This window comes from Pseudonocardia nematodicida, from assembly GCF_040105385.1.
GTDB classification, from domain to species: Bacteria; Actinomycetota; Actinomycetes; order Mycobacteriales; family Pseudonocardiaceae; genus Pseudonocardia; species Pseudonocardia nematodicida.
Window position 1 is genome coordinate 21,968 of record NZ_JBEDNQ010000017.1, and the last position, 13,552, is coordinate 35,519.

Consider the following 13,552-nt stretch of genomic DNA (forward strand, 5'->3'; position numbering starts at 1 on the left):
GCTAAAGCGTCATGAGTCGGGGCACGGGGCGGGGGAGCGGAGGTTGCCACGGGGATGGCGCCTACCCTCGGGGGCCATGAGCTCCGACCGGGTGAGGGTCGCCGTCGTCTTCGGCGGCCGTAGTTCCGAGCACGCCATCTCGTGCGTGTCCGCAGGCAGTGTGCTGACCCACCTGGACCCGGAGCGTTTCGAGGTCGTCCCGGTCGGGATCGCGCGGGACGGGGCCTGGGTGCTCGGCCCCGGCGACCCGCAGCAGCTGGCGATCTCCGGCCGCACGCTGCCCGAGGTCGACGGCTCCTCGGACGCGCTCGTCCTGCCCGGCGAGCCCGGCCGGGGCCTGGTCCGGCTGGACCGCGGCGCGGCGGGCGAGGCGCTGGGCCGGGTCGACGTCGTCTTCCCGATCCTGCACGGCGCGTTCGGTGAGGACGGCACCATCCAGGGCCTGCTGGAGATGGCGGGCGTCCCCTACGTCGGGGCCGGCGTGCTCGCCTCCGCGGTCGGGATGGACAAGGAGTTCGCCAAGAAGCTGCTGCGTGCCGAGGGGCTGGACGTGGCCGAGGGCGTCGTGCTGCGCCCGGGCACCGACATCGGGTTCGCCGACCGCGACCGGCTCGGGCTGCCGCTGTTCGTCAAGCCGGCCCGCGCCGGCTCGTCGATGGGCGTGACCCGGGTGACCGACCCCGCCGCGCTGGACGCCGCGATCGCGCACGCCCGCGAGCACGACCCGAAGGTGCTGGTCGAGGCGGCCGTCCCGGGCCGCGAGGTCGAGTGCGCGGTCCTGGAGTTCCCGGACGGCAGCGTCCGCGCCAGCCTGCCCGCAGAGCTCAGCTACCACGGCGAGTTCTACGACTTCGAGTCCAAGTACCTCGACACGTCCGAACTGGACATCCCGGCGAAGCTCGACGACCAGGTCACCGAGTCGGTGCGCGCGCAGGCGGTCACCGCGTTCCGCGCGCTGGACGTGCAGGGCCTGGCCCGGGTCGACTTCTTCGTCGACGACGCGACGGGCGCGATCACCGTCAACGAGGTCAACACGATGCCCGGTTTCACCCCGACCTCGGCGTTCCCGAAGATGTGGGCGGTCACCGGCCTCGACTACGGCGAGCTGCTGTCCACGATGGTCGAGACCGCGCTGGCCCGCGGCACCGGCCTGCGCTAGCGCACAGCGCCTACCGCACCTGGACGGGACGGGCCGGCAGCTGCGCCACGACCGCGTCGGAGACGGCCTGCAGCGGGCCGGGCCCGGTCTCGGCCGGGGCCGTCAGCTCGAGATAGACGTCCCGGTCGACGACGGCGTAGGTGGTGGACAGCGCGCCCTCCGGAGTGGGCAGCGGCAGCCAGTCCACCCCGTTCACCACGATCAGCGGCGACGACGGGCCCAGCTCCGGCGGCCGTTCGGTGCCGCAGCGCAGCACCACCGGTTCCGGCTCGGCGGCCCAGGCGCGGGCCCCGGGCGCGGCCGGGTCGAGCTCCCGGGGCTCCAGCGGGGCGGCGTCGCCGGGGAGTTCGGCGGGAAGGGCCGCGACGAGCGCGTCGCACCCGGCCGAGCCGGCCTGCGGCGCCGGCAGCGGCGCCAGGGTGAGCGGGCCGGTGTCCGGCCCGGCGGTGACCCGGCTGTAGATCCCGAGCCCGGCGACGACGAGGGCGAGCAGCAGGGGCAGCGCGATCGCCACCGCGACCGGTGGCGACACGCGCCGGACCCCCGCTGCCACGCCGGTTCTCAGCTCAGCTTGACGACGGGGCAGGTCAGCGTGCGGGTGATCCCGTTGACGTTCTGCACCCGCGCCACGACCAGCCGGCCGAGCTCGTCCACGTCGTCCGCCTCGGCGCGCACGATGACGTCGTACGGGCCGGTGACGTCCTCCGCGGAGACGACCCCCGGCAGCCCGCCGATCTCCGAGGCGACGGAGGCGGCCTTCCCGACCTCGGTCTGGACGAGGATGTATGCCTGCACCACGGCGTGCCCCTTTCCGGTTCGTGCCGACCTGCCGGATGGTTGGCGGCAGGAATATCGGACGCAGAACTTACCGGAGGCGGCAGCCGTGACCCCATCCCAGATGACGTCCGACAGCGGTGACGAGGCGAGCGTCTCACTCCGGGAGGCGGGCGAGTTCCGGATCATCGACCGGGTCACCGCTGGACGGGTGCAGCCGGGCACGACCCTGCTGGGGCCGGGGGACGACGCGGCGGTCGTGGCTGCGGCCGACGGCCGGGTGGTCGGCTGCACCGACGTCCTCGTCGAGGGCGTGCACTTCCGGCTCGACTGGTCGTCGCCGGAGCAGGTCGGGCGCAAGGCGGCCGCCGCGAACCTGGCCGACATCGCGGCCATGGGGGCGGTGCCGACGGCGCTGCTGGTCGGGCTCGCCTGCCCGTCGACCACGCCGGCGGCGCGGGCCGAGGCTCTCGCCGACGGGCTGTGGGCCGAGGCGTCCGCGGTCGGGGCCGGCGTCGTCGGCGGGGACCTGACGTCCGGGCCGGTCGTGGTGCTGTCGGTGACCGCGCTCGGCTCGCTGGAGGGGCGCGCGCCGGTGCTGCGTTCCGGGGCCCGGCCCGGTGACCGGGTCGCCTGCTGCGGCCGGCTGGGCTGGTCGGCCGCCGGCCTGGCGGTGCTGGGACGCGGGTTCCGCTCGCCGGTCGCGCTCGTGGACGCGCACCGGGTGCCGGCCCCGCCCTACGGTGAGGGCCCCCGGGCGGCGGATGCCGGCGCCACCTCGATGATCGACGTCTCGGACGGGCTGCTGGCCGACCTCGGGCACGTCGCGCGGGCCTCGGGGGTGTCGGTGCGGCTGCACTCGCGGGCCTTCACGGTGCCCGACCGGCTGGCCGAGATCGGCTCGGCGCTGGGCGTCGACCCGATGGACTGGCTGCTCACCGGGGGTGAGGACCACGCGCTCGTCGCCACCTTCCCGGTGGACGGCGAGCTCCCGGCGGGCTGGACCGAGATCGGGGCCGTCGAGCACCCGGGCGACGACGGACCGGTCGTCACCGTCGACGGTCAGGTCCACGAGGGCGACGCCGGGTGGCTCCACTTCGCGAAATATTGATTCCGTTCGGCTCTTGCGATGATCCGGTCCTGCTGACAGGGTCCGGATGTTCGTGCGCCGCCGGGGTTTTCGTCCCGTGGTGCCCGTGTCTCTCAGAGGAATGTCACCGTGGACAACCTGGGCGTTCTCAGCCTGCTCGCACTGACACCGATCCTGGTCGTCGCGATCCTGCTCGTCGGCCTGCGCTGGCCTGCCAAGTACGCGATGCCGTTGGGATTCGTCGCCGCCGCCCTCGTCGGAGCGCTGGTCTGGGGGATGAACACCACGACCATCCTGGCTGCAACGATCGAGGGCCTGATCATCGCGATCGGGCTGCTCTACATCATCTTCGGCGCGTTGCTGCTGCTGCAGACCCTGACCCAGAGCGGGGCGCTGGCCACGATCCGGGCCGGATTCACCAGCATCAGTCCGGACCGCCGGGTGCAGGCGATCATCATCGGCTGGCTGTTCGGGTCCTTCATCGAGGGCGCGTCCGGGTTCGGGACGCCGGCCGCCGTCGTCGCGCCGCTGCTGCTCGCGCTGGGCTTCCCGGCGCTCGGCGCCGTGCTGGTCGGCATGGTCATCCAGTCCACACCGGTGAGCTTCGGCGCGGCCGGTACACCGGTTCTGACCGGTGTCGGGCAGGGCCTCGCCGGGTCCGGTGAGGTCGAGGCGCGGACCGCGCTGCTGGGCCTGGACCAGGCCGGTTACCTCGCCTCGATCGGTCTCGAGATCGCGGTCCTGCACGCGATCGCCGGCACGCTGATCCCGCTGTTCATGGTGTGCCTGCTGACCCGGTTCTTCGGCGCCAACCGCAGCTTCGCCGAGGGTCTGGGCGTCGCGCCGTTCGCGATCTACGCCGCGTTCGCGATGACGGTGCCCTACGTGCTCGTCGCGGCGCTGCTCGGACCGGAGTTCCCGTCGCTGCTCGGCGGTCTGATCGGGCTCGCGCTGGTGATGTTCACCTCGAGCCGGGGCTTCCTGATGCCGAAGCAGACCTGGGACTTCCCGCCGCGGGAGAGCTGGCTGGACCGCTGGACGGGCACCATCGAGCCGGACACCTCGGTCGCCGGCGCGCGGATGAGCATCTGGCTGGCCTGGTCGCCCTACGTGATCGTCGCGGCGATCCTGGTGCTGACCCGTACCGTCGAACCGGTCAAGGACTTCCTGAGCGGGGTGACCGTCGGCCCGAGCGACATCCTCGGCACCGGCATCGACGAGACGCTGCAGCCGCTCTACTCGCCGGGCGCGGTGTTCCTGGTGGCCTGCCTGATCACCTACGGACTGCACCGGATGACCGGACGGCAGATCGGGACGTCCTGGGCGGTCTCGGCGAAGCAGCTCGCCGGCGCGGCGGTGGCCCTGCTGTTCGCGCTCCCGCTGGTCCGGATCCTGATCAACTCCGGGCCGGACTTCAACGACACCGGGCTGGCGTCGATGCCGCTCACCCTCGCCGAGGGCGCGGCCACGATCGCGGGGCCGGCCTGGCCGATCCTCGCCCCGTGGATCGGGGCGCTGGGCGCCTTCGTCGCGGGGTCGAACACGGTGTCCAACCTGACGTTCTCGCTGTTCCAGTTCGCGACCGCGGAGAACATCGGGGTGTCCCCGGAGACCGTCGTCGCGGTCCAGGCGGTCGGCGGCGCGGCCGGGAACATGATCACCGTGCACAACGTCGTGGCCGCCTCGGCGACGGTAGGCCTGCTCGGCAGGGAGGGCGACGTCATCCGGATGACGATCATCCCGACGACCTACTACTGCCTGCTGGCCGGCGGGCTCGCCTTCGTGATGATCTACGGCGTCGGGTTCAACCTCGGCACGTCGCTGCTGGTGCTGCTGCTGGTGGCCCTGGCCGCGGCCGTGGTCGGCATGAAGCGGTCGATGCCGGACGCGACCGCACCGCGCAGCTGAACGCGGACGGCGGGCCGGTCACCGAGGGGTGACCGGCCCGCCGTCGTGCCGGGCTCAGGCGCCGCGGCGCCAGAACAACAGGATCTGCCGCAGCCTGCGGCGCAGCGACGGGTGGCCGGGCTCGGACCGCTGCGGGACCGGGAAGTGGCGGAACTCCGCGGGCGGCGCGGTGAGGGCCGTCGCCGGGATCGTCGGCGGGTCCATCGCGACCAGGGTCGGCGGGAAGTGCCGGGCGGAACTGCGCGGGGTAGGGCTCGGGGGGTGCGGGCTCGGCTTCGGGGACTTCTCCTCCACGGCCGGTCCATCGCCGAGAGTCGTTGCTCCGTTACCGGGGTACTGCAGCACGTCCAGCCTCCTCACCGGGGACCCACGCGTGGCTCGTCGCGCGGGTGTCGTCGACACGCCCGCGCCCCGGATGCCCGGAGAGGGCGGTGCCGGAACGTGCGGTGACGCACGGCACGCCCGAGCGGACCGGCCGTGGCCGGCCCGGCGCCCGGGGAACGCGGAGGGCGGGGTCGCGGTCCAGGTTAGCGAGCACCCGTCGCCACCCGGTCGGGGTGGGGGCCCGCCCCCGGAGGACCGGGCGTCGCGCGCGTTCCGGCTACCGTGAGTGCGCCCCGGCCGAACCGGGGCGGGGAGCGGAGCGGTCGTGTCGGGTGTGGTGGCGGTGGTGGCCTGGGCCGCTCTGGCCGGGTGGATCACCGCCGGTGTGCTGCTCGTTCTCGCGCACCGCCGGCTCGAACGGCTGGAGCGGGCGCAGACGCTGCGGAAGTGGGAGATCGTCACGCTGCGTGCTGATCTCGGGCGGCTGCTGCGCGGGGCGGGCCACGCCGACGGAGTCGCGACCGGTCCGGTGCCGGACGGGTGCGGGGCGGAGGGCGATGCGGCCGGCCCGCCGGACCTGCCGGAGGCCCCGGAAAGTCCGCACGGCAATGGAGCGGTCGGCCCCGTCGGCCACGGAGCGGTCGGCCCCGTCGGCCACGGAGCGGCCGGCCCGTTCGGCAACGGCGTGGTCGGTCCGGATGACCCGGAAGCTCCGGAGGGCCACGGTCCCGTCCCGGTCGGCTCGAAGCAGGCCCCGGACGCGTCCGCCGGTCGGGGCGACCCGATCGCCGCGGCCGTGCCCGCCGAGGACGCCGGTCCCGGCGCGGTCCGCCGGGCGGTCGGCCCGAGCGCCTGGCGGAGGGCGCGCCGCGGGGTCGTGCGCCGCCGCCGTCGTCGCACGTACTGACCGCAAGTCGCACGTACTGGCCGGACGTCGGACGGACCGGGTCAGGGCAGCATCCACCCCAGCACCGGCGTCGCCTGCAGCGCGATCAGTGCCGACAGCACCACCAGCATGGCGAGGCTCCAGCCCAGCACCCGGCGCAGCAGCGTCCCCTCCTGACCCTCCAGGCCGACCGCGACGCAGGCGATCGTCAGGTTCTGCGGCGAGAGCATCTTGCCCAGCACGCCACCGGAGGAGTTCGCCGCCGCCAGCAGCTCCGGCGGCAGCCCGGCCCCGTTCGCCGCGGTCACCTGCAGCGACCCGAACAGCGCGTTCGCCGAGGTGTCCGACCCGGTGACGGCGGTCGCGAACCAGCCCAGCACGGGGGAGAGGAACCCGAGCGCGGCGCCCGCGCCGGCGATGAGCAGGCCGATCGCCGTCGTCTGCGCGGACGCGTTCATGACGTAGGCCAGCGCCAGCACCGCGGCCACCGTCACGATCGCCCACCGCAGGTCGTACACCGTGCGGCCCCAGACCCGCAGCGCGCGGGCGGCACCGACCCGCAGCAGCACCGCGACGATCACGCCGGCGATGACCATCAGCGTGCCGGCGGTGGACAGCCAGGTCAGCGAGTACGACATCGTGCTGGACGGCCGGCCCTGCGGGGTCAGCACGTTCAGCCCGGGCACGGTGAAGGCCAGCTTCAGCGAGTCGAGTGCGCCCTTGAGGCCGGGGATCTGCGCGACGGCGAACACCGCGACGATCACGACGTAGGGCAGGTAGGCCAGGCGGACGTCGCGCGGGGAGTCCTGCGGTTCGCGTTCCGCTCCGTCCGCCCCGCCGGACGTGCCGGGACCATCGGAGCCGCCGGCTCCACCCCGTCCGGCGTCGCCACCCGGGCCGCCGTCACCGGTCCCGGCGACGGCGGCGACCGGCGTCGTCCGCCGGGCCGCCCACACCGCGTGCGGCTGCAGCCGCGCCAGCCCGACGACGGCCAGCGCCGCGGCCAGCGACGCGACGATGTCGGTCAGCTCCACCGAGACGAAGTTCGACGTGGCGAACTGCCCGAGCGCGAACACGACGCCGGCGACCACCGCGGGCGGCCAGGCCTCCCGGATCCCGCGGGTACCGTCGACCAGGAACACCAGCAGCAGGGGCACGAACAGCGCCAGCAGCGGGGTCTGCCGTCCGACCACCGACGCGACCTGGTCCAGCGGCAGCGCCGTGACCTGCGCGAGTGTGATCACCGGGACACCCATCGCGCCGAACGCGACCGGCGCGGTGTTCGCGACCAGGGCCAGCACCGCGGCCTTGAGCTTGTCGAACCCGAGTGCGATCAGCATGACCGCGGTGATCGCGACCGGGGCGCCGAACCCGGCGAGGGCCTCCAGCAGCGCGCCGAAGCAGAACGCGATCAGGATCGCCTGGGTCCGCCGGTCCGAGGTCAGCGAGCCGAAGCTGCGCCGCAGCACGTCGAAGTGCCCGGTCGCGACCGTCATGTTGTAGACCCACAACGCGTTCACGACGATCCAGAGGATCGGGAACAGCCCGAAGAACGCGCCGTGCGCGGCGGCGAGCAGCGACTGCCCGACCGGCATCGCGAACCCGGCGACCGCGACCACGAGTGCCACGACCAGCCCGGACAGCGCGGCCCACTGGGCCTTCAACCGGAACACGCCGAGCAGCACGAACACCGTCGCCAGCGGGAGCACCGACACCAGCGCGGAGGCGACGAGCGAGCCGGCCACGGCCTGCGGGTCCTGCTGGTAGGGCGGGACCTGGAGCACCACGGACACCATTGACCGTTGCAGCATGCACCGCAGTGTGGCACTTGTGAGTGGTTGTCGCGGTCCCAGCCGCGACAACCACTCACGAGCGCGGCAGCGCCCTCCCGGGCAGCACCAGGTTCAGCCCGACGGCCACCACCGCCGCGACGACGACCCCGGACTCCAGCAGCGGCCGCACCTGGCCGGGCAGCACGTCCAGCAGGTCCGGCACGCTCGCCAGCCCCCGGCCGAGCCCGACCGACAGCGCGACGATCACCAACGCGCGCTGGTCCAGGCCGTCGGTGGTCAGCATCTGGATGCCGATCGCGCAGACCATCCCGAACAGCAGCACGACCCCGCCGCCGAGCACGGCCGGCGGTGTCGCGCCGATCACCGCGGCGGCCTTGGGCAGCAACGCCATCGCGACGAGGACGCCGGCCGCGATCGTCACCACGTGCCTGCTCATCTGCCGGGTGAGCGCGATCAGCCCGATGTTCTGGCTGAACATGGTGGTCGGCAGCGCGGAGAACATCGCTCCCAGTGCGGCGCTGCCGCCCTCGGCGAGGATCCCGCCGCGCAGCTCACGGCGGCTCGCCGGACGCCGGGCCCCGGCCTGGGTGACGGCGTTGACCGTGCCCACCGAGTCGACCATGTTGACGACGCCGACCACCGCCATCGTCAGGATCGCGACGACGTCGAAGCTCAGCCCGAACGCGAACGGGGTCGGCACCGCCACCCAGCCCGCCGGGCCGACACCGGCCAGGTCCACCCGGCCGAGCGCCAGCGCGACCAGGTAACCGATCACCAGCGAGATCAGCACCGCCGCGGTCCCCAGCAGGCCCCGGCCCCACCGGTTCAGCACGACCGCCAGCACCAGCACGAACGCGGCCAGACCCAGGTGCCCGGCCGCACCGAAGTCGTCGGCGGCGGCGCCGCCCGCCGACAGGGTGAGCGCCGAGGGCAGCAGCCCGAGCCCGATCACCAGGATGATCGTCCCGGTGACCAGCGGCGGGAACATCCAGGCGATCCGGTGGATGTTCAGCGCGATGACGACCTGGACGACGGCGGTGACCAGCACCGCGCCCCACACCGCCGCGAGCCCGCGCTCGGCGGCCAGCGGCACGGCGACCGAGATGAAGACGAACCCCGAGCCCATCATGATCGGGAGCCGGCCGCCGACGATCGAGACCCCGATCGTCTGCAGCAGGGTCGCCAGGCCCGCGCACAGCAGCGCACCCTGCACGAGGAGGGTGCGCTGTTCGGGCGTCGCCTCCACCGCCGTGGCCAGCAGGAACGCCGGGGTCAGGTTGCTCGCGAACATCGCGAGCACGTGCTGGAGCCCGAGCGGCACCGCCTCCTTCCACGGCGGCATCCGGTCCGGATCGGTCTGGAGCGTGGTCGGCTCGGTCGCGGTCATCGGCGATCAGTCCCCTCTGCTGGGGGATCACCGTCCCGTCCCTGCGTCACGACGACGTAACCGCTGGTCACCCGTCCGCAAGGGTGTGACTGTCTGCCGAACCGGACGGCCGGAACTCGTGCCGTGTGCCCTTGACCGCCCGTGACTACCGGTGCGGCACCGCCGCCCCGCGGATGCTCGCGTCGAGCAGTTGGACGGGGTGCAGCAGCGGCAGGTCCGGGGTGTCCCCGCCGTCTTCGGAGGGCAGGTACTTCGCGATCTGCAGCAGGCATCCCGGGTTCGCGGTGACGACGACGTCCGGGCGCGCGTCCCGGATCTTCGCGGCCTTCCGCTCGCCGAGCTCACCGGCCGCGTCGGGCATGATCATGTTGTAGATGCCGGCCGAGCCGCAGCACAGCGCGGCCTCGGCGATGTCGACGAGCTCGACCTCGGGGATCGTGCGCAGCACCTCGCGCGGCTGGGAGCGGACGCCCTGGGCGTGCCCGAGGTGGCAGGCGTCGTGGTAGGCGACCCGGCCCTGGACGGGGGTGCGGGGGGCGCGGGGGCCGCCGTCGTCGGACTCGGGGCGGGAGTAGAGGTCGGCGAGCACCTCGTGCACGTCGCGGCAGCGCGCGGAGAACGCGGCGGCGCGGTCGGCCCACTCCGGGTCGTCGGCGAGCAGGTGGCCGTAGTCCTTCATGGACGACCCGCAGCCGGCGACGTTGGTGACCACGGCGTCGACGTCGAGGGTCTCGAAGCGCGCGATCGTGCGCCGGGCCCGGTCCAGTGCCGACTCCTCGCGCCCGGCGTGCACCTCGAGGGCCCCGCAGCACTGCTGGTCGCGCGGGACGAGCACGTCGCAGCCCTCGGCGGAGAGCACCCGCACGGTGGCCTCGTTGACCCGGTGGAAGAACACGTCCTGCACGCAGCCGGTGAGCAGCGCGACCCGGGCCCGTCGGCGGCCGACCGCGGGGGTGTGCACCGGCAGCGTCGCGAACGCCTCGCGCACCGACACCGGCGGCAGCAGCGACTCCAGTGCGGCGAGCCGGCCGGGCAGCTTCTCGGCCAGCTTCCGGATGGCCGGGACGGCGCGCAGCTTCTGGTAGAGCGCGCCGGGCAGCGCGGCCACCCGCAGCCGGCGCTTGTAGGGGAACAACGCGAAGATCGCGTCGCGGAAGAGCTTGTCGGCCTTCGAGCGTGGCACGTTGCGCTCGATCTGCGGGCGCACCGACTCGAGCAGCTTGTCGTACTGCACCCCGGACGGGCAGGCGGTCACGCAGGCCATGCAGCCCAGGCAGGCGTCGATGTGCTCGGTGAAGGGGCCGTCGAGGGTGATGTCGCCCTTCTCGGCCAGGTCCATGAGCAGGATCCGGCCGCGCGGGGAGTCCATCTCCTCGCCCCACAGCACGTAGGTGGGGCAGGTCGGCAGGCAGAAGCCACAGTGGACGCAGTCGTCGAGCAGCTCGCGCTGCGGCGGGTGGACGTCGTCGAACGCGCTGGGCGCCGTCTGCGGGATCTTCGTCTCGGCCGAACCGGCGGGTGTGCCCTCGGTCCCGGGCTCGTTCGCGGTACTCGTCACGGGAGTCTCACATCCAGGGGTCGAAGCGGCCGGGGGCGAACCGGGCGTCCGGGTCGAGCCGGTCCTTGATCGCGCGCAGTACGGGCAGTGCGGACGGGGCGGGGCCCCAGGCGGGGGCGTCGAGCGTGCCGGGGCGGTCGCGCAGCACGCTGGTGCCGCCGACCGCGGCGACCGCGTCGTGCACCTCGCCGACCGACGCACCCGGCACGGTCACCGTGGCGACACCCGTGGCCAGGCCCGCGGTGACCGCGGTGGCGGGCAGCGCGGCGACGAGACCGGGGAGCGTGCGGGGCGCACACCCGATCCGGACGACGGCACCGTCCGGCGCGTCGGCGGCCGCCGGGTGCGCGGGCGAGCCGGTCCCGCCCTCGCCGGGCAGGCCGGCCGTGAGCGCGGCGTGCGCGTCCCACTCCCCGGCGTCGACCTCGCGGGCATCCTCGCCGAGCAGTTCGACGACGCGCTCGACCCGGGCCGGCAGGGTCTTCTCGCCGCCTTCGAGGCGGACCAGCAGGCGTCCCGGGTCGCCGGAGAGCCACTCGGCGGCGATCGGCTCCAGCGGGCTGGCCATCAGCGCGGCGACGTGCCCGGCGGCGGCGTCCACCGGCCCGTCGACGGCGACGCAGGCGCTCGCCTTCGGTACCGGGTGCAGCCGCAGCACGACCTCGACGACGACGCCGAAGGTGCCGTACGAGCCGTGCATCAGCTTGGCGACGTCGTAGCCCGCCACGTTCTTGATCACGTGCCCGCCGCTGCGGACCATCGTGCCGTCGGCGAGCACCGTCGTCGTGCCGATCACCAGGTCCCGCATCCCGCCGTAGACCAGCGCGGACGGGCCGGCGTCGGCGGTGGCGAGCAGGCCGCCGACCGTGGCGCCGCGGCGGGCCCGGGGAGCGTCGAGGGCGAGCCGCTGGCCGTGCCCGGCGAGCTCGTCCTGCAGGCTCCGCATCGGGGTGCCGGCGTGCACCGACACCGTCATGTCGCCGGGGTTGTGGGCGATCACCCCGGACAGTGCGGAGAGGTCGATCGTGGCGTCCACCTCGCCGAGGCGACCGGCCCAGTCGCGGGCCGTCCCGGCGCCGGTGATCGCGAGCCGGCCGGGGGTGTCCAGGACGGCGTCCCGAACCTCCTTCGCCGAGGTGGGGCGCAGCGTGGTGGGTGCGGCGCGGGTCATGGGTGTGGGGCCTTTCGGTGGTGGCGTCGCGGGCGTCAGAGGCGGTCGATCAGGCCCGCTTCCTCCAGGGGATGCGGCCGGTAGCGGCCGGGCTTCTCGCCGCACAGCCTCGGCGTCGGCAGCAGCTTGCCCGGGTTGCAGATGTGCTCCGGGTCGAACCCGGAGCGGATCCGGTCCATCACGGCCAGGTCGTCCTCGCCGAACATCTTCGGCATCGAGCAGGCCTTGTCGGTGCCGATGCCGTGCTCGCCGGACAGCGACCCGCCCATCTCCACGCAGAGCTCGGCGATACCGGCGGACAGGTCCTCGGCGCGCTCGGTCTCGCCGTCGGCGGCGGAGAACAGCACCAGCGGGTGCAGGTTGCCGTCGCCGGCGTGGAACACGTTCGCGACCCGCAGCCCGGCCTCGTTCCCCATCCGCTCGATCCGTTCCAGGACCTCGGACAGCCGGGTCCGGGGGACGACGCCGTCCTGCACGATGTAGTCCGGCGAGATCCGGCCGACGGCGGCGAAGGCGGCCTTGCGGCCCCGCCAGATGTTCGCGCGCTCCTCGGGGGAGGCGGCGACGTGCAGCCGGGTGCAGCCGTGCTCATCGCAGATCTCCTTGACCTGCGCGAACTGCTCGTCGCACTCCTCGACGGTGCCGTCGAGCTCGACGACCAGCGCCGCGGGGGTGTCCAGCGAGTAGCCCGCCCCGGTGGCGCCCTCGGCGGCCTCGATCGCCAGCGCGTCCATCATCTCCACCGCGGCCGGCACGATCCCGGCGGCGACGATGTCGGACACCACCTGCCCGCCGGCGGCGACCGACGGGAAGTCGGCCAGCAGCGTCCGCATGACCTCCGGGGTGCGCAGCAGCCGCACGGTGATCTTCGTGACGATGCCGAGGGTGCCCTCCGAGCCGAGGAACACCCCGCGCAGGTCCGGCCCGGACTGCTCGGCCGAGTCCGAGCCGAGGGTGACCAGCGAGCCGTCCGGCAGCACGACCTCCATCGACAGCACGTGGTTCGTGGTGAACCCGTACTTCAGGCAGTGCGCGCCGCCGGAGTTCTCCGCGACGTTCCCGCCGATCGTGCAGACCTGCTGCGACGACGGGTCCGGCGCGTAGTAGAGCCCGTGCGGCGACGCCGCGCCGGTGATCTCCAGGTTGGTCACCCCCGGTTCGAGGACGGCCCGGCGGTTCTCCGGGTCGATCTCCAGCACCCGGTTCAGCCGGTTCAGCCCGATCACCACGCCGTCGGCGACCGGCAGCGCGCCCCCGGACAGCCCGGTGCCCGCCCCGCGTGCGACGAACGCGATGCCGTGCCGGGCGCAGATCCGCACGCACCCGGCCACGCCGTCGGCGTCGCGGGGGAGCAGCACCAGCTCGGGGACCACCCGGTTGCCGGTCAGGCCGTCGCACTCGTAGGCGCGGGTGCGGACCGGGTCGTCGATCACGTCCGCGGCGCCCAGCAGGGCGACGAACTCCTCGCGGACGGGCGCGTCCAGGGGCATCTCTGCACTCCT

General features: G+C 73.9%; 12 protein-coding genes. 4 read left to right on the plus strand and 8 right to left on the minus strand.

Features of this window, described 5'->3' with window-relative positions:
* The first annotated feature begins 76 nt into the window (after positions 1-76).
* Positions 77-1,159 (plus strand): D-alanine--D-alanine ligase family protein, encoded by a 1,083-nt coding sequence (locus WIS52_RS30160; RefSeq protein WP_349301821.1) that lies wholly within the window; start codon positions 77-79, stop codon positions 1,157-1,159.
* Positions 1,160-1,169: 10 nt separating this feature from the next.
* Here the strand turns inward: WIS52_RS30160 and WIS52_RS30165 are convergent, their stop codons facing one another.
* Positions 1,170-1,691 (minus strand): DUF3515 domain-containing protein, encoded by a 522-nt coding sequence (locus WIS52_RS30165; RefSeq protein ID WP_349301822.1) that lies wholly within the window; start codon positions 1,689-1,691, stop codon positions 1,170-1,172.
* Positions 1,692-1,720: 29 nt separating this feature from the next.
* A complete protein-coding gene (locus WIS52_RS30170; RefSeq protein WP_020627802.1) occupies positions 1,721-1,957 on the minus strand; it encodes an Lrp/AsnC family transcriptional regulator in 237 nt (78 codons plus the stop codon).
* A 100-nt stretch (positions 1,958-2,057) separates the two neighbouring features.
* Here WIS52_RS30170 and WIS52_RS30175 point away from each other — a divergent pair, with 100 nt between their 5' ends.
* Positions 2,058-3,044, plus strand: a complete 987-nt coding sequence (locus WIS52_RS30175) for a thiamine-phosphate kinase (protein WP_349301823.1) — start codon at positions 2,058-2,060, stop codon at positions 3,042-3,044.
* 108 nt (positions 3,045-3,152) lie between these two features.
* On the plus strand, positions 3,153-4,931 hold the full coding sequence (locus tag WIS52_RS30180) for an L-lactate permease (protein WP_349301824.1): 1,779 nt from the start codon (positions 3,153-3,155) through the stop codon (positions 4,929-4,931).
* A 54-nt stretch (positions 4,932-4,985) separates the two neighbouring features.
* On the opposite strand, the gene WIS52_RS30185 is transcribed toward WIS52_RS30180, so the two are convergent.
* Positions 4,986-5,135, minus strand: a complete 150-nt coding sequence (locus WIS52_RS30185) for a hypothetical protein (RefSeq protein ID WP_349301825.1) — start codon at positions 5,133-5,135, stop codon at positions 4,986-4,988.
* 445 nt (positions 5,136-5,580) lie between these two features.
* On the opposite strand from WIS52_RS30185, the gene WIS52_RS30190 reads away from it, so the two are divergent.
* The gene (locus tag WIS52_RS30190) at positions 5,581-6,162 is read left to right on the plus strand and encodes a hypothetical protein (RefSeq protein ID WP_349301826.1); all 582 of its coding nucleotides are present in this window, start codon (positions 5,581-5,583) and stop codon (positions 6,160-6,162) included.
* 41 nt (positions 6,163-6,203) lie between these two features.
* Here WIS52_RS30190 and WIS52_RS30195 read toward each other — a convergent pair whose 3' ends face one another.
* The 5 genes from WIS52_RS30195 to WIS52_RS30215 all read right to left on the minus strand — a co-directional run bounded on the left by WIS52_RS30195 (position 6,204) and on the right by WIS52_RS30215 (position 13,540).
* The gene (locus tag WIS52_RS30195; protein ID WP_379612062.1) at positions 6,204-7,952 is read right to left on the minus strand and encodes an L-lactate permease; all 1,749 of its coding nucleotides are present in this window, start codon (positions 7,950-7,952) and stop codon (positions 6,204-6,206) included.
* Between the two features lie 55 nt (positions 7,953-8,007).
* Complete coding sequence (locus WIS52_RS30200) at positions 8,008-9,321, minus strand: uracil-xanthine permease family protein (RefSeq protein WP_349301827.1); 1,314 nt, start codon at positions 9,319-9,321, stop codon at positions 8,008-8,010.
* A gap of 145 nt (positions 9,322-9,466) precedes the next feature.
* On the minus strand, positions 9,467-10,816 hold the full coding sequence (locus WIS52_RS30205) for a (Fe-S)-binding protein (RefSeq protein ID WP_379612087.1): 1,350 nt from the start codon (positions 10,814-10,816) through the stop codon (positions 9,467-9,469).
* A gap of 70 nt (positions 10,817-10,886) precedes the next feature.
* Positions 10,887-12,050 (minus strand): FAD-binding oxidoreductase, encoded by a 1,164-nt coding sequence (locus WIS52_RS30210; protein WP_349301829.1) that lies wholly within the window; start codon positions 12,048-12,050, stop codon positions 10,887-10,889.
* A gap of 35 nt (positions 12,051-12,085) precedes the next feature.
* Positions 12,086-13,540 carry an FAD-binding oxidoreductase gene (locus WIS52_RS30215; protein ID WP_349301830.1) on the minus strand — a complete coding sequence of 485 codons (1,455 nt, stop codon included), beginning with the start codon at positions 13,538-13,540 and terminating at the stop codon, positions 12,086-12,088.
* Positions 13,541-13,552 lie beyond the last annotated feature (12 nt).